General features: G+C 61.4%; 16 protein-coding genes. 9 read left to right on the forward strand and 7 right to left on the reverse strand.

Annotated elements, in window-relative coordinates; genetic code table 11:
- Positions 1-6: 6 nt before the first annotated feature.
- Complete coding sequence (gene mfd / locus ABEH28_RS08545) at positions 7-3,471, reverse strand: transcription-repair coupling factor (RefSeq protein ID WP_346626447.1); 3,465 nt, start codon at positions 3,469-3,471, stop codon at positions 7-9.
- 169 nt (positions 3,472-3,640) lie between these two features.
- On the opposite strand from mfd, the gene ABEH28_RS08550 reads away from it, so the two are divergent.
- A complete protein-coding gene (locus ABEH28_RS08550) occupies positions 3,641-5,104 on the forward strand; it encodes a glyceraldehyde-3-phosphate dehydrogenase (RefSeq protein WP_122538023.1) in 1,464 nt (487 codons plus the stop codon).
- A gap of 120 nt (positions 5,105-5,224) precedes the next feature.
- On the opposite strand, the gene ABEH28_RS08555 is transcribed toward ABEH28_RS08550, so the two are convergent.
- A complete protein-coding gene (locus ABEH28_RS08555) occupies positions 5,225-6,517 on the reverse strand; it encodes an MFS transporter (RefSeq protein WP_192174302.1) in 1,293 nt (430 codons plus the stop codon).
- 297 nt (positions 6,518-6,814) lie between these two features.
- Here ABEH28_RS08555 and ABEH28_RS08560 point away from each other — a divergent pair, with 297 nt between their 5' ends.
- The gene (locus tag ABEH28_RS08560; RefSeq protein WP_346629660.1) at positions 6,815-11,377 is read left to right on the forward strand and encodes a DUF6543 domain-containing protein; all 4,563 of its coding nucleotides are present in this window, start codon (positions 6,815-6,817) and stop codon (positions 11,375-11,377) included.
- Between the two features lie 286 nt (positions 11,378-11,663).
- Positions 11,664-13,058, forward strand: coding sequence for a Si-specific NAD(P)(+) transhydrogenase (sthA, locus tag ABEH28_RS08565; protein ID WP_122538030.1), 1,395 nt, complete (start codon positions 11,664-11,666; stop codon positions 13,056-13,058).
- Between the two features lie 42 nt (positions 13,059-13,100).
- Here the strand turns inward: sthA and ABEH28_RS08570 are convergent, their stop codons facing one another.
- Positions 13,101-13,823, reverse strand: a complete 723-nt coding sequence (locus ABEH28_RS08570) for a glycerophosphodiester phosphodiesterase (protein ID WP_346629661.1) — start codon at positions 13,821-13,823, stop codon at positions 13,101-13,103.
- A gap of 74 nt (positions 13,824-13,897) precedes the next feature.
- Positions 13,898-14,491, reverse strand: coding sequence for a PilZ domain-containing protein (locus ABEH28_RS08575; RefSeq protein WP_282372715.1), 594 nt, complete (start codon positions 14,489-14,491; stop codon positions 13,898-13,900).
- A 149-nt stretch (positions 14,492-14,640) separates the two neighbouring features.
- Here ABEH28_RS08575 and ABEH28_RS08580 point away from each other — a divergent pair, with 149 nt between their 5' ends.
- The 5 genes from ABEH28_RS08580 to queF all read left to right on the forward strand — a co-directional run bounded on the left by ABEH28_RS08580 (position 14,641) and on the right by queF (position 19,336).
- On the forward strand, positions 14,641-15,891 hold the full coding sequence (locus tag ABEH28_RS08580; protein WP_346629662.1) for a lipoprotein-releasing ABC transporter permease subunit: 1,251 nt from the start codon (positions 14,641-14,643) through the stop codon (positions 15,889-15,891).
- Positions 15,892-15,898: 7 nt separating this feature from the next.
- Positions 15,899-16,582 carry a lipoprotein-releasing ABC transporter ATP-binding protein LolD gene (gene lolD, locus ABEH28_RS08585; protein WP_167355799.1) on the forward strand — a complete coding sequence of 228 codons (684 nt, stop codon included), beginning with the start codon at positions 15,899-15,901 and terminating at the stop codon, positions 16,580-16,582.
- Positions 16,583-16,649: 67 nt separating this feature from the next.
- Positions 16,650-17,894, forward strand: a complete 1,245-nt coding sequence (locus ABEH28_RS08590; protein WP_346629663.1) for a lipoprotein-releasing ABC transporter permease subunit — start codon at positions 16,650-16,652, stop codon at positions 17,892-17,894.
- A gap of 3 nt (positions 17,895-17,897) precedes the next feature.
- On the forward strand, positions 17,898-18,425 hold the full coding sequence (locus ABEH28_RS08595; protein WP_282372710.1) for a cupredoxin family protein: 528 nt from the start codon (positions 17,898-17,900) through the stop codon (positions 18,423-18,425).
- An 80-nt stretch (positions 18,426-18,505) separates the two neighbouring features.
- Positions 18,506-19,336, forward strand: coding sequence for an NADPH-dependent 7-cyano-7-deazaguanine reductase QueF (gene queF / locus ABEH28_RS08600; protein ID WP_282372708.1), 831 nt, complete (start codon positions 18,506-18,508; stop codon positions 19,334-19,336).
- Between the two features lie 79 nt (positions 19,337-19,415).
- On the opposite strand, the gene ABEH28_RS08605 is transcribed toward queF, so the two are convergent.
- Positions 19,416-19,679, reverse strand: a complete 264-nt coding sequence (locus ABEH28_RS08605) for a DUF4404 family protein (protein WP_074885178.1) — start codon at positions 19,677-19,679, stop codon at positions 19,416-19,418.
- 111 nt (positions 19,680-19,790) lie between these two features.
- Entirely contained in the window at positions 19,791-20,426 is a 636-nt protein-coding gene (locus tag ABEH28_RS08610; protein ID WP_346629664.1) for an HAD family phosphatase, read from the reverse strand.
- Positions 20,427-20,627: 201 nt separating this feature from the next.
- Between ABEH28_RS08610 and ABEH28_RS08615 the strand changes: the two genes are divergently transcribed.
- Entirely contained in the window at positions 20,628-21,329 is a 702-nt protein-coding gene (locus ABEH28_RS08615) for a VacJ family lipoprotein (RefSeq protein ID WP_346629665.1), read from the forward strand.
- 96 nt (positions 21,330-21,425) lie between these two features.
- Here ABEH28_RS08615 and ABEH28_RS08620 read toward each other — a convergent pair whose 3' ends face one another.
- Entirely contained in the window at positions 21,426-21,725 is a 300-nt protein-coding gene (locus ABEH28_RS08620) for a PilZ domain-containing protein (protein WP_192174294.1), read from the reverse strand.
- Positions 21,726-21,786: the final 61 nt, after the last annotated feature.

Below are 21,786 nucleotides of genomic sequence, written 5' to 3' on the forward strand. Positions count from 1 at the left end.
GAATCCTTAAGCCGATTTTTTGGAAGGCGGTGGGGTCAAGCGTTCGAACAGCGCCTCCAGTGTGGCGAAGCGTTCCTCGGGACGCTCCATCGGCACCATGAATTTGAACAGCGTGGCGCCTTCGAACTTGTAGCGTTTGGGCTGGCTCTGGATCAGCTTGATCAGCGTCAGCGGGTCGACCGGGGTCTCCGCCGCGAATTCGATGCGTCCGCCCTGGGGACCGGCGTCGACTTTCTTGATGCCCAGTTGCTCGGCCTTCAGCTTGAGCGAGGTCAGGCGCACCAGATTCTTGGTCGGTTCCGGCAGCAGCCCGAAGCGGTCGATCATCTCGACCTGCAGGTCCTTGAGGCCCTCTTCGTCGGCGGCGTTGGCGATTCGCTTGTACAGAATCAGGCGCGTGTGCACGTCTGGCAGATAGGCTTCCGGAATCAGCCCCGGCACCCGCAGATTGACCTCGGGACCGCCACCCAGCGGCTGGTCGAGATTGGGCTGCTCGCCCTTGCGGATCGATTTGACCGCACGTTCGAGCATTTCCATGTACAGGGTGAAGCCCACTGCCTGGATCTGCCCGCTCTGGCCATCGCCCAGCAGTTCGCCGGCGCCACGGATTTCCAGGTCGTTGGTGGCGAGCACGAAGCCCGCGCCGAGGTCCTGGGTGTTGGCGATCGCTTCCAGACGCTTCTCCGCATCCGGGGTGATCTGCTTGCGTGGCGGCGTCAGCAGGTAGGCGTAGGCCTGGTGGTGACTGCGCCCGACCCGGCCGCGCAACTGGTGCAGCTGGGCCAGACCGAATTTGTCGGCGCGCTCGATGATGATGGTGTTGGCGCTCGGCACGTCGATGCCGGTCTCGATGATGGTCGAGGCGATCAGCACGTTGAAGCGCTTGTGGTAGAAGTCGCTCATCACCTGTTCGAGATCGCGTTCGTGCATCTGCCCGTGGCCGATGCCGATGCGTGCTTCCGGCACCAGTTCGGCCAGGTCCGCGGCGCATTTTTCGATGGTCTTCACATCGTTGTGCAGGTAGTACACCTGACCGCCGCGCAGCAACTCACGCAGCAACGCTTCTTTGACCGTCGGCTTGTTCTGCTCCATGACGAAAGTGCGCACCGACAGGCGACGCGCCGGCGGGGTGGCGATGATCGACAGATCGCGCATGCCGGCCACGGCCATGTTCAGGGTGCGCGGGATTGGCGTCGCGGTGAGGGTCAGGATGTCGACCTCGCTGCGCAGGGCCTTGAGCTGTTCCTTCTGACGCACACCGAAGCGGTGCTCTTCGTCGATGATCACCAGCCCCAGGTTTTTGATCTTGACGTCGTCCTGCAGCAACTTGTGCGTGCCGATGACGATGTCGATCTTGCCCTCGGCCAGGTCGGCCACGGCGGCGTTGATCTCTTTCGCCGATTTGAAGCGACTCATCACTTCAACCGTCACCGGCCAGTCAGCGAAACGGTCGCGGAAACTGTTGTAGTGCTGCTGGGCGAGGAGGGTGGTCGGCACCAGAATCGCCACTTGCCGGCCGCCATGCACGGCGATGAACGCTGCACGCATGGCCACTTCGGTCTTGCCGAAACCGACGTCGCCGCAGACCAGACGGTCCATGGGCTTGGGCGCGAGCATGTCGGCGCGCACGGCTTCGATGGTGGTCTGCTGGTCCGGGGTTTCTTCGAACGGGAAGCCGGCGCTGAAGGTGTCGTAGTCCAGCTTCGGATCGGCGAAGGCATACCCCTCGCGAGCCGCGCGGCGGGCATAGATGTCGAGCAGCTCGGCGGCCACGTCGCGGACCTGTTCGGCGGCCTTGCGCTTGGCTTTCTGCCAGGTCTCGGAGCCCAGGCGGTGCAAGGGTGCGAGCTCGTCATCGCTGCCGGTGTAACGGGCGATCAGGTGCAGGTTGGTCACCGGCACATACAGTTTGGCTTCCTCGGCGTAGGCCAGCATGAGGAACTCGGCGACCTGATTTTCGACTTCCAGCGTTGCCAGCCCCAGATAACGGCCGACCCCGTGATCGATGTGCACCACCGGGGCGCCTTCGCGCAGCTCGGCCAGGTTCTTGATCACGGCATCGCTGGCGTGGCTGTCGGCGCGCTTGTCGCGGCGACGACGCTGCATGACCCGCTGACCGAATAGCGGGCTTTCCGCCACCAGCGCCAACGCCGGCTCCTCCAGCACCAGGCCTTCGTCCAGCGGCGCGATGGTGATTGCCAGACGCTCCTTGCTGTCGACGAACTCCTGCCAGCTGTCCAGGGTTTTCGGGCGCAGCTTCAGGCGTTCGAGCAGTTCCAGTAGCACTTCGCGGCGACCGGCGGATTCGGCGGTAAACAGCACGCGGCCGGGAAATTCGCCGAGGAATTTCGACAGCGCTGCCAGCGGTTGGCTGGCCTTGGCTTCGATGGCCAGATCAGGCAGCACCTGTGCCGGAAAACGCTCGCGGCCAACGCCGCTTTCGACGTCGTCCTGGCTGGCAACCACCCGCGGCCAGTTCTTCAGGCGCGCGAAGCAGTCGTCCACTGGCAGGAACAGCTCGGCCGGCGGCAGCAACGGGCGTTCAGGATCGACACGACGTTCTTCGTAACGGTTGCGCACGTCCTTCCAGAACGTCTCGGCCGCCGCTTCGATGCCCGGCATGGAAAACACCTGGGTGTCCTGGGGCAGGTAGTCGAACAGCGTGGAGGTTTCTTCGAAGAACAATGGGATGTAGTACTCGATACCGGCCGGCGTGATGCCGCTGTTCAAGTCCTGAAAGATCGGGCTGCGCCGGAAATCGACGTCGAAGCGCTCGCGGAAGCGGGCCTTGAAGCGCGTCACGGCTTCCTTCTGCAGCGGGAATTCTTTCGCGGGCAACAGACGCACCGAATCGACCTTGTCGATGGAGCGCTGGGTTTCCGGTTCGAAGGTGCGCAGGGTTTCGATTTCGTCATCGAACAGGTCGATGCGGTAAGGCAGTTTGCTGCCCATCGGAAACAGGTCGATCAGCGCGCCACGCACGGTGAATTCGCCGTGCTCGTACACCGTGTCGACATAGCGATAGCCGCTGGCTTCAAGGCGGGTGCGCATGGCGTCGACGTCGAGCTTCTGGCCGACGTCGAGGACCAGGCTGCTGCCCAGCAGAAAACTGGTCGGCGCCAGACGGTGCAAGGCGGTGGTGATCGGCACCACCAGTACGCCGTGCACCAGCTCCGGCAGCCGGTACAGGCTGGCGATGCGCTGGGAGATGATGTCCTGATGGGGCGAGAACAGATCGTAGGGCAGGGTTTCCCAGTCGGGGAAATGCAGGACCGGCAGATCAGGGGCAAAAAACTTCAGTTCCTGCTCCAGTCGCTCGGCGCTCTGGCTGTCTGCGGTAAGCAGCAGGGTGAAGCGTTTCGCGGCGCTGGCAGCCTCGGCGATGGCGAGACTCAGGGCGGCACCGGGGAGGTTACCCCAATGTTGTTTGCCTGCTGCAGCAGGCAGAATCGGAAGGCGCAGAACGGGCACGGAAGTTAAAGCTCCAGGCGTTGCGGCAAAGCCGGGGAGTGTAACTAATCCGCAGAGACGCTGTCAGTTTTGTGCGCCGGGAATTATGTAGTGCTCCAGCTCGTGAAAAGTCTGGATTGCTCATAAATAAAGGCCTGTGCATAATGTAGTCCCTTTTTTCAGCCCCTACATGTGGAAGGTTCCCGTGACTCAGAAGCCCGACCAGTGTCTTGGTGAATGGATCGATCGTGAAGCCCTCGCCGAGGCGATGATCCCGCTTATCGGTCAGCTCTACCGCAATAATAATGTGGTGAGTTCGATCTATGGCCGCAGCCTGATCAACCGTTCAGTCATCGCGATTCTCAAAGCACACCGCTTTGCGCGTCACCGCCAGGCCGACGCCAGCGAGTTGTCCGTACACGAGACGTTCCCCCTCGTCAAAGCCATGAGCGAGCTCAAACTGGGCGCCGCCTCGGTGGACCTGGGCAAGCTGGCGGTGAAGTACAAGGCCGAAGCCAATGGCCGCACTCCTGAAGAATTCATCCGCGAAGAAATGGCCGAAGTCATTGGCCAGCAGAACTCCGGCGAGCGCAAGGGCACTGACGTCGTCCTGTACGGCTTCGGTCGCATCGGTCGTCTGCTGGCACGCATCCTGATCGAAAAAACCGGTGGCGGCGACGGCCTGCGTCTGCGCGCCATCGTGGTCCGCAAGGGTGCTGAAAACGATCTGGTCAAGCGCGCTAGCCTGCTGCGCCGTGATTCGGTCCACGGGCCTTTCGACGGCACCATCACCATCGATGAAGCCAACAACACCATCTGCGCCAACGGCAACCTGATTCAGGTGATCTACGCCAAGAACCCGGCCGAGGTGGACTACACCCAGTACGGTATCAAGGACGCATTGCTGGTCGACAACACCGGTGTATGGCGTGATGCCGACGGTCTGGGCCAGCACCTGCAGTGCCCGGGCATCGACCGTGTGGTCCTGACCGCGCCGGGCAAGGGCAAGCTGAAGAACATCGTGCACGGCATCAACCACCAGCAGATTACCGCCGATGACAAGATCATCTCCGCGGCATCCTGCACCACCAACGCCATCGTGCCGGTGCTCAAGGCAGTCAACGACAAGTTCGGCATCGTCAACGGTCACGTTGAAACCGTTCACTCGTACACCAACGACCAGAACCTGATCGACAACTTCCACAAGGGCGATCGCCGTGGCCGCAGCGCCGCGCTGAACATGGTCATCACCGAAACCGGCGCGGCCACCGCTGCGGCCAAGGCACTGCCCGAGCTGGCCGGCAAGCTGACCGGTAACGCGATCCGCGTTCCAACGCCAAACGTCTCGATGGCCATCCTCAACCTGAACCTGGGGACGGCGACCACTCGCGAAGAGATGAACGAATACCTGCGCCACACCGCGCTGTATTCCGATCTGCATAAACAGATCGACTTCGTGAACTCCCTGGAAGTGGTGTCCACCGACTTCGTCGGCTCGCGTTACGCCGGTGTGGTGGATGCCGAAGCGACCATCGCCATGGATAACCGCGTTGTGCTGTACGTCTGGTACGACAACGAATTCGGCTACAGCTGCCAAGTGGTCCGCGTCATGGAAGAAATGACCGGGGTCAACCCGCCAGCTTTCCCGAAGTAGGTTGAAAGCAACGGTAAGCGGTGAGCTTAAACGCTAAGCACAAAAAAAACGCCCCGACTGGTTCGGGGCGTTTTTGTTTTTACTTGCTGCTTGAAGCTTGCCGCTTATAGCTCTCAGCGATCAGCTCACCGCCGTCACACCCTGAATCCGCGTCTGACCCTTGCGGAACAGCACCAGCGTGGCGATCAGGCCCAGCACCGCAGCGCCGCTCAGCCAGATGCCCGGAGCCGCTTTGTTATCCAGCACGTGAATCAGGTAAGTACAGGCCGCCGGCGTGAAGCCGCCGAACGTTGCGGTCGCCAGGCTGTAGGCCAGGGAGAAGCCGGTGGTGCGCACTTCGACCGGCATGATCTCGGTCAGGGAAACCACCATCGCGCCGTTGTACGAGCCGTACAGGAAGGACAGCCACAGCTCGACCATCAGCAGGTTGCCGAAGCTCGGGTTGGCGGTCAGCCAGGACAGGGCAGGGTAAGCCGTGATGATCGCCAGAATGGTCGCCGCCAGCAGCAGGGGCTTGCGGCCGATCCGGTCCGACAGCGCGCCCATCACCGGCAGCCAGATGAAGTTCGAAATCCCGACGCAGACGGTCACCAGCAAGCTGTCCAGATCAGACAGGTGCAGCTCGTTTTTGCCGAACGTCGGGGTGTAGGCGGTTATCAGGTAGAACGACACCGTGGTCATGACCACCAGCGCCATGCCGGCGATGACCAGTCCGAAGTTCTGGCCGATCGACTTGACCACTTCGCCCAGGCTTGGGCGGTGGTGTTGCGCGCGGGCTTCGAACTCAGGGGTTTCTTCCAGCGAGCGACGGATCACGAAGATCGCCGGAACGATCAGGCAGCCGATCAGGAACGGCACGCGCCAGCCCCATTGGCCCATGTCTTCCGGGCTCAGCCAGTGGTTGAGGCCAACACCCAGCAGACCGGCAAAAACCACCGCCGCCTGTTGGCTTGCCGATTGCCAGCTGACGAAAAAGCCCTTGCGGCCCGGCGTGGAAATTTCCGCCAGATAAACCGAGACACCGCCCAGTTCAACGCCTGCGGAGAAGCCTTGCAGCAGACGCCCGATCAGCACCAGCAGCGGCGCGGCGACGCCCAGGGTCGCGTAGCCCGGCACGCAGGCAATCAGCACCGTGCCCATGGCCATCATCGCCAGCGTAATGACCAGGCCTTTTTTCCGGCCGTGGTGGTCGATGTAGGCGCCGAGGAAAATCGCACCCAGCGGGCGCATGAGGAAACCGGCGCCGAAGGTCGCCAGCGACAGCATCAGGGATGCGAATTCACTGTCGGCGGGGAAGAAGGTTTTGGCGATGGCTGTGGCGTAGAAGCCATAGACCATGAAGTCAAACATTTCAAGGAAGTTGCCGCTCACAACGCGAAATATCGCCTTGCCTTTGCCCGTGTTCGAGGCCATCTGGAATTACTCACTTAAGCTGTCTAGCTGGGGGGATCCGTTATATTTATGCGTCCTCTGCTGCGGCGCCCGCGCTTGGCCTCGAGCACCCCAGATTTGTAACGATATGTGTAAAGCTGGCGGTTGGCAATCAGAACGCCCCGGCCGTCGACCACGGACCTCCCGCTGCGCCCGCGTGAAAACAATATTTATGTATCCCATCGATGGACTCGTTCCCGGTTTAACTCCCCGCACATTCTCTCAGTGCCTCACGGGGCCCTGAGCGATCCTCAATCCATTGCACGAGTTAACTGGCCAATGAGCTCAACCCTTCATCTGATCGCTGAGGTTTCCCGGCGACCGACCTTGCATAACGTCGCGATCAAACAGCTGCAATCCGCACTGCAACAACAATTCCCGGACCTCGAAATCGATCCCGAGATTTGCGTCATCACCCGAACCGCCTCCGACGGCACCCAGCGTGCGGAAACACTGTTGAGAAATCTGCAGCAGGCATTCCTGACGGGCAAGACTCCCCTCTGGCGCTCCGAAGCCAACACACTTGTCATCGATCCCGCCGTACAGGACGCGACCCCGACGCCCATCGATTTCGATCAGCTGAATATTCTGGTCGATACGGTTGCTCTGGCGCTGAACGAACAGTTCCAGCAGGCGCTGATGGATTTCTGGGAAGCGCCGACTGCCGATGGGCAGAGCCCTTGGGCGCGGCTGTCCGATGCGCTGAAGAAGGGCTATCTGCGAGCGTTGAACGACACCCCGGCGCTGCACAAAAACGAGGGCGATTTCCTTCGTCCCATCGCTTATTTTCCCGACCAGACCCAACGCACTTTCATGCTGAGTATCGACAAGGTCCATGCGGACGATGTCGTTCGTGCCTGCATCCCCCAGCCAGTGGCCGCTTCCTCACCGGCGTCAGTCCTGCCCGTGCTGGCAGCGACCGGCGCGTGGGGCGGCACGGAGATGTTTTTCACATGGCAGTCGCCGGGTCTGATCGTTAGGCATGGCTCGCTGGCTGATCTGCTGGCCAGCCTCGATACTTCGCCGGCAGCCACCCACCCCGAAACCTGGGCACTGCGCGAGGTTGAGGGAGACCTGTTCAACGCATTGGCCCAGTCAATCCTTGCTTGCCAATTGCAGCAGATCACCCGGCTCGATCACGCCGACGCAGAAGATTTTGCCGATCTTGATCGCCGGATGGCCATCGCCACAGACATCACGCCTTTTCTGATCCCCGCCATCCCCGGGATGGAAACCCCCGAAACCCTTCCTGACTGGTTGCGCAACGCCAGCGTTGCCGACCGCATGGATTTCAGCCGTCGAATGATTGCGTTGGCGAGCGCTCCAGCGGGCGCAGGGAGCAGGTTCAACGAAGACATTCCGCTGTTGCTCGATTACGCCAGTCAGCAACTGCAGCGCGAAATGCTCGCCGATCACCCGGAGGCCGCAGATCTGCTGATAGCCGACCTGGACGTCGTTATCCGCAAAGTGGTCGCTGCCGCGATTCCCGGCGGTGGTCAGGTGGTCACCTCGGGCGTGGTCGAGCCGGTGCGCATGAGCCTCGCCGAGTTTGCTCTGGAGAACCTTTCCGGCGAGCCGGCCGGTGCGCTGCACGTCGTGCACAGGGACGGCACCCCGGCGCCGGACTGGTTCAGCGCCGATTACCTGCGGCTGCTGGTGTGTCAGGTGGACATCGGACGCCATTATCCTGCGCTGCTGAAACGGCTGCTGGTGACTGACCCCGGTGAATCCGCCAAGCGTCAGGCGGCGTACATCGATCAGCTTCGGGCGCAGCTGCCACTGCGGGCGCTGGAGCTGAAAATGCGGAGCGAGGGGCACTTTTGTGACAGCGCCTGTCAGCGTGTTGCCGCCCTCGTGCAGCCGCCGGAACAGCGCCCTTCAGCGCTGCGCAACACGACGTTGCGTCCACTGGCCTTCCGCGCCATGGTTGGCAGGAAGGCTGATGCGGTCGCCAACATGTTCGTGATCAGTGACCGCGATACGTCCAGGGATCCGGTGGTGCTGTATCGGCCGTTTTCCCGACAGTCGCTGATCGAATTCGAGTCTTGGGCAACCCTGCGCGCCGCCATCGTCGAACCCGGTGAGCTTCAGGATGACGTGCTGACGTGGATGGACGATCACGCGCGGCAGATGTACGGCAATGGCGGCTTCGATCAGCCGCACATCGTGCGCTTCGGTCAGGGTTCGGAGTTCGCACCCCTGGAAATCCCGGCACCTGCACAGTTGGCTGTCGACGAGGTCGTCGGCGACCCGCTGGTTGCGCTGTTCAAGGCCAATGCAGCCGCGCTGGTCGAGCTGGCGGACAGGCAGTCCACGTCCAACGCCGAAAGTCGCTGGGCCTTGCTCAAGCGCGGTGGCTGGTTGGCGCTGGAAACCCTCATGCCGTTTGTCTCCGGCCCCGTCGGCAATGCGCTGTGGCTGGTGCAGATGATGAACGAGGCGCAAGGGGCCCTGGCGTCTGAGCGCAATGCCACTGACCGTGATCGTGAAGAATCCATGGGCAATTTGCTGCTCACCGTGGCGATGTTGCTGCTGCATAGCACCCAGGCTAATCGTGTCCTCCCGGCGCGCGGGCGAGCAGCAGGGGTAACTCGGCCGAATCTGGCAGATCTGCTGGCTGCACCCAGTCCGACCCTTGCCCCGGAGCCAACGCCTGTAGTGGAGACCAACCCGCTGCCCGGCACAGTGAGAACCCAACTGGATTTTTCCTGGTCGCGCGCCGATCTGAGCCTGACGGCTGCCCAGCAGGTTGCGCTGCAGGCGTTTGAAGTCCGGCCAGCGCCTTTGCTGACGGAGCCGTCAGCCGCCGCTGGCACCCAAGGGCTGTATGAGCTGAATGGCGCGTGGTACGCGCGCATCGATGGCGCGGTGTACAGGGTTCAGGTGGGCGACGACGTGCAGATTGTCGACCCGCGAAACGATGAACTCACCGGGCCCTGGCTTGCGCGTGAGGGTGAGGGCTGGCGTCTCGACCTGGGTCTGCGCCTTCGCGGCGGCGGCCCCAAGCGCAGCGCACGGCAACTCGCGCTGGAAAACGCCGCCCGACTCAAGCTGGCCATCGCGGAAAAGTCCGAGCTGCTCAAGCGCCAGAACGAGCTGTACATCAGGATTGTGGAGAACGACAACCGTATCGATGCCCAGCCGCTCGAAAGGCACCATGAGATCACTTCGTTGCTGGAAACAGACATCCGCGCCGTGATGGAGATCATCGACCGCAAAAATGCTATCGACCAGTCATTGCGTCCTGCCGATCGCACCCCTGACAAAACCTATGCCAAGGATCTGCAAGGCATCGCCCGGCGGATCTGTCTGCTCGAAGGCGTGCTGCTGAGCGACATGCTTATCGTGGCCAAGGAAGAGCTGGCGCGGATGCGCGCGGTGGCGCCAGCGGTTTCCTCCGAGAATGTCGCCATCTATCTTGGGCTGTTCCAGAGATCCCTGGTGCTGCAAGAGAGCGGAGTGCACTGGGCGCTGGTCAGGGAAGGGCTGTGGCAGCGGTTGCGCGAGGTGCCGAAAGTCGGCGAGGCATACTGGCGCACGGAAGCGCTGGAGTTTTACAACAACCGGATGTTCTCCCTCGTCGATTGGCGCGCCAGTCGTATGTGGTCGTCCCTCGAACTGTGTTTCAGCGCCGAGACCATCCTGGACACCCACAGGGCGGTGACGCTCAAGCGCATGCTCAACGACGACTCGCTGCACTCGGCGCTGAGCTCTCAGGCCGAGCTGGAAAGGCCACACGATTACACGATCGCCGAACAGATCGCTGTGCTGGAAAGCTCCCTCAGGGAATATGACCGGGCCTCGATAGTCGCGCTCGCCGCCTTTGAAAGTGAGCCCGAAGCGGTCAATACCGGGCATTTCAATCGTTTCCTCGAGGATCTTTCGTTGATCTCCGACCGCGCCGAGCACCGGCTTTCGGACCTCATTCGCGAGAGCGAGGAGCCCGCCGAGACCCTTGCCGAATATGTTCCGCGCGCGGCCCAGACGCGCAAGCGGGTGATCAAGACCCGAGGCCAACGCACGTTGATTGGCCGTCTGCGCGAAGGTGAAGAGCCTTCACTGGGTGAAGTCGTGGAGGTCAAGGACGCCACCGGTGATCGCGTCGTCGGCACATACCACCAGCATGCGGAAGGGGAGTGGGTTGAACTCGAGGACCAGCGCCGCCATCCGGTCAATCGTGACAGTATCGTCCCGCTGGCAGAGCTTATGCGTCGCGGCCGCGCCTTGCTGCAGCGGATAGAAACTGACATCGCCATTGCGGTGCGCCAATCCCTTCGCGCCAATGAGCCAGAGGACATGGAAGACATCCTGGTGCAAAAGGCCGACAAGCTCGGTGAGCTGGCGGAGAAGCTGCAGATTCATCTGGACGATTCCGACGCGGGGGAAAGCAGGGCCCAGGCCGTGCAGACGCTGCTGGACGAGTTGCGTGAGGCCGGGCAGCGACTTCGCGAGCAGGGCCGGCAATTGCGCATCGACATGATCAAGCGACAGCCGCCGACAGCCAGCCGGATCAGTTATCTGGATCGCCAGCAGGAGGTGCACATAGCCCGGGTTGACGGCCGAAAAAATATGTCGGGCGCCCGCCGCAACGACTTCGTGCAGGAATACGCCATTCGCGACAAGGAAAACCATCAGCTGTGGTGGGCGCATTTTCATTACGCCAGTGAAGATGCCGCAGCCGACGCCTTCACCGCCGCGCACCTGAAACTGCCTGAACAGCGACTGATGGGTTACAGGGCGATGCTCAAGGCGGCCAAGGACAATAAGGAAGTCGTGAGCATTTATCGCAGTGCCATCGGCAAGGAACTCGCGCAGCGGTTGTTTCTGCATCTGGCCGAGTAAATTCCAGGGCCGCTGCAGAGGCAGTTGCCTGGACGTGCGATTTTTTTAGGATTCGTCACGCAAGGGATTTATCATCCGCAGCAATTCTGCAGTCGAGTAAGGCTTCCGCCCCTCGACCTGCAACAGTGCAGTGAAGTCTGCCGAGGGACGCGACCAAGGGTTAATGGTCGTTTGCCCTCGGTGCGACTAGACTGCGCCGCGAGTTTCGATCCTTCATGCCGCCCGGAGCGGCATGATTCAGCCAGAGGCACCAGAGTGGTGGCTCGGCCAGTTCTGAGGAGTACGCATGGCTGTCTACAACTACGACGTGGTAGTGCTGGGTTCGGGCCCGGCGGGTGAAGGCGCGGCAATGAACGCTGCCAAGGCCGGGCGTAAGGTGGCAATGGTCGACAGCCGTCGGCAGGTCGGCGGCAACTGCACGCACCTGGGCACGATCCCGTCGAAGGCCCTGCGTCACTCGGTCAAACAGATCATCCAGTTCAACACCAACCCGATGTTCCGCGCCATCGGCGAGCCACGCTGGTTCTCGTTCCCGGACGTTCTGAAGAACGCCGAGAAGGTCATCAACAAGCAAGTGGCGTCGCGCACCGGTTACTACGCGCGCAACCGTGTCGACGTGTTTTTCGGCACCGGCAGCTTCGCCGACGAGCGCAGCATTGATGTCGTGTGCAACACCGGCGTCGTGGAAAAACTGGTTGCCAACCAGATCATCATCGCCACCGGCTCGCGGCCTTATCGGCCCGCCGATATCGACTTTTCCCATAAGCGTATCTACGACAGCGACACCATCCTCAGCCTGGGTCACACCCCGCGCAAACTGATCATCTACGGTGCAGGTGTCATCGGCTGCGAATACGCGTCCATCTTCAGTGGCCTCGGCGTCGAGATCGAACTGATCGACAACCGTGACCAACTGCTGAGCTTCCTCGACTCGGAAATCTCCCAGGGCCTGAGCTATCACTTCAGCAACAACAACGTGATGGTTCGCCACAACGAGGAATACGAGCGCGTTGAAGGGCTGGACAACGGTGTGATCCTGCACCTCAAGTCCGGCAAGAAGGTCAAGGCCGACGCCTTGCTGTGGTGTAACGGCCGTACCGGCAACACCGACAAGCTGGGTCTGGAAAACGTCGGCATCAAAGCCAACGGTCGCGGGCAGATCGATGTCGACGAAGCCTACCGCACCAGCCAGCCGAACATTTATGGCGCAGGCGACGTGATCGGCTGGCCGAGTCTGGCCAGTGCGGCCTATGACCAGGGTCGGTCGGCCTCGGGCAGCGCGGTGGACAACGGCGCGTGGCGCTTCGTCAACGACGTGCCGACCGGGATCTACACCATCCCCGAGATCAGCTCGATCGGTCAGAACGAGCATGACCTGACCGTGGCCAAAGTGCCGTACGAAGTGGGCAAGGCGTTTTTCAAGAGCATGGCCCGCGCGCAGATCTCCAACGAGCCGGTCGGCATGCTGAAGATCCTGTTTCACCGGGAAACCCTGCAGATCCTCGGCGTGCACTGCTTCGGCGACCAGGCATCGGAGATCGTGCACATCGGTCAGGCGATCATGAATCAGCCGGGCGAGGCGAACACCATCAAGTATTTCGTCAACACCACGTTCAACTACCCGACCATGGCCGAGGCCTATCGGGTAGCGGCGTACGACGGCCTCAACCGGCTTTTTTGAGCGGCTCCGGCCGGTGGCCTGAGCCGGCCGGGGAGACCGATTTCAGTACTTCCCAAGGGTGGCGCTGGCCAAACCGGGAAAGTCTGTAATCAGGCTGTCAACGCCGAAGTCGGCGAGTCTGCGCATAAGCGCGGGCTCGTTGACTGTCCACACCGACACATGCAGGCCCTGGTTCTGGGCTTTCTTCAAGCGCTCGGGCGTGCACAGCGTCCAGTTCAGCGCGAGTATCTCGCAGCCGTAACCCTGAGCCACTTTCAGCGGGTCGAGCCAGGCGTATTCCGCCACCAGCCCGCGCGAAATGTCTGGCGTCAGTTCCAAAGCCGCGCGCAGCACTTCCCGGGAACTCGACGTGATCGTTACTTTCTCCAGCAGTCCGTGGCGCTGAGCCATTTCGCGGATGGCCAGCACGGTTGTTGCGGCACGGGTGCGTGACGCGCTTTTGACTTCCAGCTGCCAGTGATCGAAGGGGCATTTCTCGAACAGTTCTTCCAGGCGCGGAATGGGGCAGGGCTGCACCCAGCCCGGGCCGCCCTTGCGCGCGTCGTAGGTCACCAGATCGGCGGCATCGTGTTCGACGACTTTGCCGCGCAGGTCGGTGGTGCGCTTGAGGGTCGGGTCATGGATCACCATCAGCTCGCCATCGCGGGACAGATGCAGATCCAGTTCGCAGCGTGTGACGCCGTGTTTGAGGCATTCCTGAAAGCTGCTCAGGGTGTTTTCTGGTGCTTCGCCCTTGGCGCCGCGGTGGCCGTAAATAAGGGTCACAATCACTCCTTGGTACGCATGGCGCGGGAATAAATCGCTCTGAAATAAAGTCGAGCTGGAAAGTGGCGCTGGAATCAGTTTGGCTTTACGTCGGGGTCACTTTGCTCACGGGCCAGTCGCCTCTGAGCGGCTTGTCGTTGCAGGATGTGTCGGGCGAGCAATTGGCGCTGGGCATCGGTGAGGTCGATCCACTCCGTGCCGACGTCAAAGTCGCCGATGGTCAAGGCATGGCACTGCGTCACCCGTGCGCGCAGCATCATCCCGGAAGCCTGGGGCATCAGCACCATTTTCACCGACAGCAGGGTGCCGGGCTGGAAGGGTTGAGGGGTTTCGAATTGCAGACCGCCCTCGGACATGATCACGCGCTGCGGGGCGCCGAGCTTGCCCAGTGCGGTGTGCGCAACCACTTGGCCGAGCAGGTCGATGCGTTTGCTCATGGCCCGAAGGAAGCTGTTGGTGGTGCGGTCGCGATCATCCAGCTGACGCAGCAGATGCTGGGATTCGAACTCGGCGACGTGCAATTCGCTCAGCAAATCGAAGAGCGTCGAAGTGTCGTGATGGCCAGGTTCGTCTCCCGTGCCGGGGCCGGCAATCCGGTTAATTTCCAGTGCGACGCTGTCCTCGATACGGTAGTATTCGCGGCGTTCTTCTTCATCTAGTGTCGGCATGGCGAACCCATGGTAGCGGCGGTTGTCAGAGTGATTGCTCAAGATCATAGCTCAGCTTTCCGAGCATGATTCAGCGGTGATTCGAGTGTAAAGCCGCTTGCCCCAGGCCCGCCACAAGCACGTTCCCATTCCTCCGAACAAGCGCCTAAATGTTCAGACCTCTTTTTGTATTCATCGGCACGCGCTACACCCGTGCAAAACGCCGTAATCACTTTGTCTCCTTCATTTCCCTGACGTCGATGATAGGCCTCGCCCTGGGCGTGGTCGTGATGATCGTCGTGCTGTCGGTCATGAACGGCTTCGACCATGAGATGCGCACCCGCGTGCTGGGCATGGTGCCCCATGCCACCATCGAGTCCGGCGAACCGATCAATGACTGGCAGGCCCTGGCCGCTCGGGTCAAACAGAACAAACAGGTCGAAGCCGTTGCGCCGTTCACCCAGATGCAAGGCCTGCTGACCAACAACGGCAACGTGCAGAAGATCCTGCTCAACGCCATCGACCCGGCGCAGGAGCGCAAGGTGTCGATCATCGACGGATTCATGAAGCAGGGCAGCCTCGATGATCTGGTCGCGGGCGGCTTCGGCGTGGTGATCGGCGACAAGGCCGCGACCAAGCTCGGTGTCGGCATGGGCGACAAAGTCACTTTCGTGTCCCCGGAAGTCACCGTGACGCCGGCCGGCATGTTCCCGCGTATGAAGCGCTTCACCGTAGTCGGCATCTTTCACGTCGGCGCCGGCGAGCTGGACGGCTACCTGGGCGTCACCAATCTGCAGGACCTGGCGCGGCTGCACCGCTGGAAGCCGGACCAGGTGCAGGGCTTGCGCCTGAAATTCACCGATCTGTTCAAGGCGCCGCGCACCGCGTACGAAATCGCCCAGAATCTCGGCCAGCATCAGTATTACTCCCGCGACTGGACGCGCACCCACGGCAACCTCTATCAGGCGATAGGCATGGAGAAATCCATCATCGGCCTGCTGCTGTTGCTGATCGTGGCGGTCGCGGCGTTCAACATCATTTCCACGCTAGTGATGGTGGTCAACGACAAGCGCGGTGACATCGCCATCCTTCGCACGCTGGGCGCGACCCCGGGCCAGATCATGGCGATCTTCATGGTTCAGGGCACGGTCATCGGTGTGGTCGGCACGCTGATCGGCGCAGTTGTCGGCATTCTCGCGGCGCTCAACGTCAGTTCGGCGATTTCCGCGCTGGAAGGTTTGATCGGTCACAAGTTCCTCAATGCGGATGTCTACTTCATCGACTATCTGCCTTCGCAATTGATGGCCCAGGACGTGCTGCTGGTATGCGGCGCGGCGCTGGTCCTGAGTTTCCTCGCCACCCTGTATCCAGCCTGGCGTGCTGCGCGCACCCAGCCGGCGGAGGCGCTACGTTATGAGTGAGTCGGGCATGAGTGATAAAGCTGTACTGAGCTGCCGCAACCTGGGCAAATCCTACGAGGAAGGTCCGGAATCCGTGGTCGTGCTGTCCGGGCTGCAACTGGAATTGCACCCGGGCGAACGCGTGGCGATCGTCGGCAGTTCGGGGTCGGGCAAAAGTACCTTGCTCAACCTGCTCGGCGGCCTCGACACGCCCACCGAAGGCAGCGTCTGGCTGGCCGGTGAAGAGCTCTCGGCGCTGAACGAAAAGGCTCGCGGCCTGCTGCGCAATCGCGCCCTTGGCTTCGTCTATCAGTTCCACCACTTGCTGGCCGAGTTCACGGCGCTGGAAAACGTCTGCATGCCATTGTTGATTGGCAAGACGCCGATTCCGGAAGCCCGTCAGCGTGCAACCGCGCTGCTGGAGCGGGTAGGGCTCAAGCATCGCCTGGCGCACAAGCCGTCGGAGTTGTCCGGCGGCGAACGTCAACGGGTGGCGATTGCCCGCGCGCTGGTCAACCAGCCGGGTCTGGTGATGCTCGACGAGCCTACCGGCAACCTCGATTCGCACACGGCCCAGGGGATTCAAGACCTCATGCTGGAACTCAGCACGTCGTCGCGCACCGCGTTTCTGGTGGTGACCCACGACATGACGCTGGCCCGGCAGATGGACCGCGTGTGGCGTCTTGAAGAAGGCCGTCTGGTCGAAGCCTGACCCGTGCAACCGGTGTCTATCGGGCATCGGCTTTTACTTTTAGCTGCTTAGTTACGGTGCTCCACGAATGTTCAGACCGTTATCCATCTTTATCGGTACGCGCTACACGCGGGCCAAGCGTCGCAACCACTTCATCTCGTTCATTTCCATGACCTCGATGATCGGCCTGGCGCTGGGCGTGCTGGCGATGATCGTGGTGCTGTCCGTGATGAACGGTTTCCAGCAGGAAATGAGTTCGCGGATCCTCGGCATGGTCCCCCATGCAGTCATCTCCGGGGTGAAGCCCCTGGACGACTGGCAGCCGGCCGCGAAGGCGTCGCTCAAGGACCCGCAAGTCACTGCCGCCGTGCCGTTCACTGAAATGGACGGCATGCTGTCGTACAAGGGCTCGATGCAGCCGATCCAGATCAACGGCGTCGACCCGGCCCTGGAATCCAAAGTCTCTATCGTGACCCAGCACATCGTGCAGGGCCGGCTGCAGGACTTGAAGGCCGGTGAGTTTGGGGTGGTGATCGGCGAAATCACCGCCCGGCGCTTTCGTCTGAACGTTGGCGACAAACTGACCCTGATCGTGCCGGAAATCAGCAATGCCCCGGGTGGCATCACTCCGCGGCTGCAGCGTTTAACGGTGGTCGGCGTATTCAAGGTCGGCGCTGAGCTGGACGGTTCCATGGCGCTGGTCAACGTGGCTGATGCCGCCGTGATCCAGCGCTGGCAGCCCAATCAGGTGCAGGGTGTGCGCCTGGCGCTGACCGATCTGTACGCCGCGCCGCAGGTGTCGACGGCCATCGCCGGCGGACTCGGTGCGGACTACAAGGCGGATGACTGGACCCACAGCCAGGGCAGCCTGTTCAGCGCAATGAAGATGGAAAAGACCATGATCGGTCTGCTGTTGCTGATGATCGTTGCCGTGGCGGCGTTCAACATCATCGCCACGCTGATCATGGTGGTAAACGACAAGGGCGCTGACATCGCGATCCTGCGCACCATCGGCGCGACACCCGGCCAGATTATGAGCATTTTCATGGTTCAGGGCACCGTCATCGGCATCGTCGGCACCGTGATCGGCGGCGTGCTGGGCGTGATTGCGGCGATCAACGTCAGCCAGATCGTCGGCTGGGTCGAGCGCGTGACGGGCCAGCACATCTTCACCTCGGACGTTTACTTCATCAGCAATCTGCCGTCGAAGCTCGAAGGCAGTGACGTGGCGCTGATCTGCAGTGCCGGGTTTATCCTCAGCTTCCTGGCAACGATCTACCCGGCCTACCGCGCCGCTCAGATCCAGCCGGCCCACGCCTTGCGCTACGAATAGGAAATGAGGATGCCCCGTCTTTTCGCCATTGCCCTGGTGCTGGGAGCAAGCCTCTCGGCGCAGGCGTCACCCGGCGAGCATTTCGCCTTCGGTCATCCCGCCGATGCGGCTCAGGCAACGCGTACGGTTGAAGTGACCCTGGGCGATATCTACTTTGAGCCTAAGTCGCTGGACGTAAAAAAGGGCGAGACCGTGCGCTTCGTGCTGGTCAACAAGGGCCGCCTGTTGCACGAGTTCAACCTCGGTGATGCAGCCATGCATGCGGCGCATCAGCAGGAAATGCTGAAAATGACGGCCAGCGGCATGCTGACCCCGACCGGCATGAAGCACGACATGGCCGGCATGGATCACGGCTCGGAGCAGGGCGCCGGGAGCATGAAACATGACGATCCCAACAGCGTGCTGGTCGAACCAGGCAAAACCGCCGAGCTGACCTGGACGTTCACCGACGCCACTGGCCTGGAGTTCGCCTGCAATATTCCCGGGCATTACCAGGCGGGCATGGTCGGCAAGGTGGCGATCAGTCAGTAAACGCTGAAAACCCGGTCCGAACCCGATAAACTTCGCGGCCTTGGTTTTTAACAGCCGCTTTTTAAGGTTCAGGTCCCGCCATGCATCCCGCAGCCGAACACTCGCCGCTGGGCAAGTCCAGCGAGTACATCGCCACCTACACGCCGTCTCTACTGTTCCCGATACCGCGCGCTGCCAAATGGGCAGAGCTGGGGCTGACCGCCGAGACGCTGCCTTATAAGGGTGTCGATTTCTGGAATTGCTACGAGCTGTCCTGGCTGCTGCCGTCGGGCAAGCCGGTGGTGGCTATCGGTGAGTTCAGCATTCCGGCGGACTCGGCCAATATCATCGAATCCAAGTCGTTCAAGCTCTACCTCAATTCGCTCAATCAGACCGCGTTTGCGTCTGAAGCCGAGCTGATCGCCACGCTGGAGAAGGATCTGTCGGCTGCCGCTGGCAAGCCGGTGGGGGTGCGCATTCGGGGCCTGAAGGACATCGAGGCCGAGGGGATTGTCGCGGTGCCGGGCGTGTGCGTCGATGACCTGGACGTGAGCATTTCAAGCTACGACCGCCCTCAACCCGAGCTGCTGCGCTGCGATGAATCGCGTGTGGTGGACGATGCGCTGCACAGCCATCTGCTCAAATCCAACTGCCCGGTGACGAGTCAGCCGGACTGGGGCAGCGTTGCGGTCGAATACCGTGGCGCCGCGCTTGATCACGCAAGTTTCCTGGCCTACATCGTCAGCTTCCGCCAGCATTCGGATTTCCACGAGCAGTGCGTGGAGCGCATCTTCATGGACCTGCAGCGCTTGCTGAAGCCGGAGAAACTGACCGTGTACGCGCGTTACGTGCGCCGCGGCGGGCTGGACATCAACCCCTACCGCAGCACTGAAACGCTGACGCTGGAGAACGGACGTCTCGCGCGGCAGTAATATCTCACTCACGTTCTGCAAGTGAACGCACTGTGGGAGCGACCGGCGTGGCGCTCTCACATGAATGGGAAGGAATGATTCAGATCCCCATGCTGCCCAGGGTGACCAATACATTGCGCAGGGTGCCGGCAATGGTGGGGTGATCGACTTCAAACCGCTCGACCGCCAGGTTGACGCCATCGGAGATACTTGGGTCCTGAGAGACTGTCTCCAGTTCGATCTGCGCCTGGATCTGCTCCATGACCTCGGTCAGATTCCCGCGCTCCTCCAAGGTCAGCTGCGGATTCTGCTCAAGTTGCTCGCGCAAGGTGTTGAGTTGTAGTTGCAAGTCACTGACGGACATGGGGTCTTCCTTAATCTGATTAGTCTCACGATGGACCGCAATGCGCAGGCAAAGGTCCTTTACGGTCATAGACTAATCCACTCCCGGCCGCTGTGCATGACCTCAGTCAGCTCAAGGCTTTTCCGACTTCTGTCGGCGCAGCGTGATATCCGCCAGACACGACTCCAGTTCGCCCAAGTGATCGATGACCGAATGCGCGCCGGCGGCATACAGCTCAAGGGTGGCGCGGCCGCGACGGCGCTCGCGATCCAGATCACTCAACGCCTCCCATTGCTCGGGTGACAAACCGCACAGCGGCCCGCAGGACGCCAGCCCGACCGTCCACAGTCCTGCGTTGATCCCGGCCATGAGCAGACGCGGATCGCCGCTGACCAGCACGCAACCGTCCAGTTGCCTGACGCCGAGGGTCATCAGCGCCTGCCAGCACGTATCAGGCGCGGGCCAGCGGTTGGTCGGCGTGGGGGTGGGCAGAACCAGAGTGCCGAGTGGCGCAGCCAGTTGGTCGGTGATAGAGGAGGGGTATTCATCGATCCAGGCGCAGGGAATGCCGAGCTGCTTCAGATGCTTCAACGCGTTGATCGCACCGGGCGCGAGCGTTGCGAATGGCTGGGCGTCCTGCGAGACAAGAGACTTGCCATCACTGCCGAGCAGCGTGCGCGCCTGTGCGCCGAAGTCGACGAGGCAACCGCTCAATCCGAACAATACAGCGGTGAACGACGGAGCAGCGATGGCGACCGGGGCGAGCATGGCATTCCCTCTCAAAGCCGATGACGCTAAGGGATTGCCATGACAAACCGATGACCGAACGATGACAGTGGCGGCAGATGTTTATTGCCCTACAAAACCGCGACCATTTCAGCGACGTAAATAGTCACAGAACGCTTTATACTCTCGCCTTTGGTTTGGGGCGTAGCGCCCGCTTGATTACTTTGACTGGGAGTCTCAGCTATGCCCGAGAACGGTGCTGGCTTTATCAATCGTCTGATTCGAACGTGCGTGTGGGCCAGCCTGGCCGTGGCGCCGATGGCTGCAAACGCGGCAGACGAAGATCCGTGGGAAGGCGTCAACCGCGCGATTTTCCGTTTCAACGACACCGTCGACACCTACGCGCTGAAACCCATTGCCCAAGGCTATGAGTTCATCACGCCGCAGTTCCTCGAAGACGGCATCCACAACATGTTCAAAAACGTCGGCGAAGTGACCAACTTTGCCAACGATGTGCTCCAGGCCAAACCTGAAGCCGCCGGCGTCGACACCGCCCGCCTGATCTTCAACACCACCTTTGGTCTGCTCGGCTTCTTCGACGTGGGCACCAAGATGGGCCTGCAGCGCAACGACGAAGACTTCGGCCAGACCCTCGGTCATTGGGGCGTTGCCAGCGGCCCGTTCGTGATGCTGCCGCTGTTCGGTCCAAGTACCGTGCGTGACGCGTTCGCCAAATACCCGGATACCTACACCCAGCCATGGCGCTACATCGATCACGTGCCGACGCGCAACACCGCGCTGGGCGTAAGCTTGGTCGATACCCGCGCCAGCCTGCTGTCGGCTGAAAAGCTGATCAATGGCGACAAGTACATCTTCATCCGCAACGCTTACCTGCAGAACCGCGAGTTCAAGGTCAAAGACGGCAAGGTCGTCGACGACTTCTGATCCAGCGGTCTGCAAAACGATGCTAAAAAGGCGACCCGAGGGTCGCCTTTTTATTTTCGCTATTTTTCGGAAATGTGACGGAGTTCCGGGCTGCCGTCACTTCATCGCCAGAATCGTCAGCCCCAGTTTCTGCTCGCCGCCGTCGATGTCGGCGATCCACACCACCTCGGTATCGGCCTCCAGGCCCTTGAGCGCAGCGTGCTCGGAATCGATGCTCACGCTGATCTTGTCGCCCACCTGGAATGAGCGGGGCGCCTGTATTTGCATGCCGGAGCTGGAGAGATCCACGCAAACCGCCGGGATAATCTGGCCGGCGTAGATCAGGTTGATGTCCGCATCGACCCGCATGCGAATGTAATCCCGTTTTTCTTCGTAATCGCGATCGAGCTGGCCCATGGCACATCCTTTGTTTTGATTGCTGATTTAAGGGTTCTTATAACTCCGGGCGATTTGCGAT

The organism is Pseudomonas sp. Ps21-P2, assembly GCF_039672565.1.
GTDB lineage: Bacteria > Pseudomonadota > Gammaproteobacteria > Pseudomonadales > Pseudomonadaceae > Aquipseudomonas.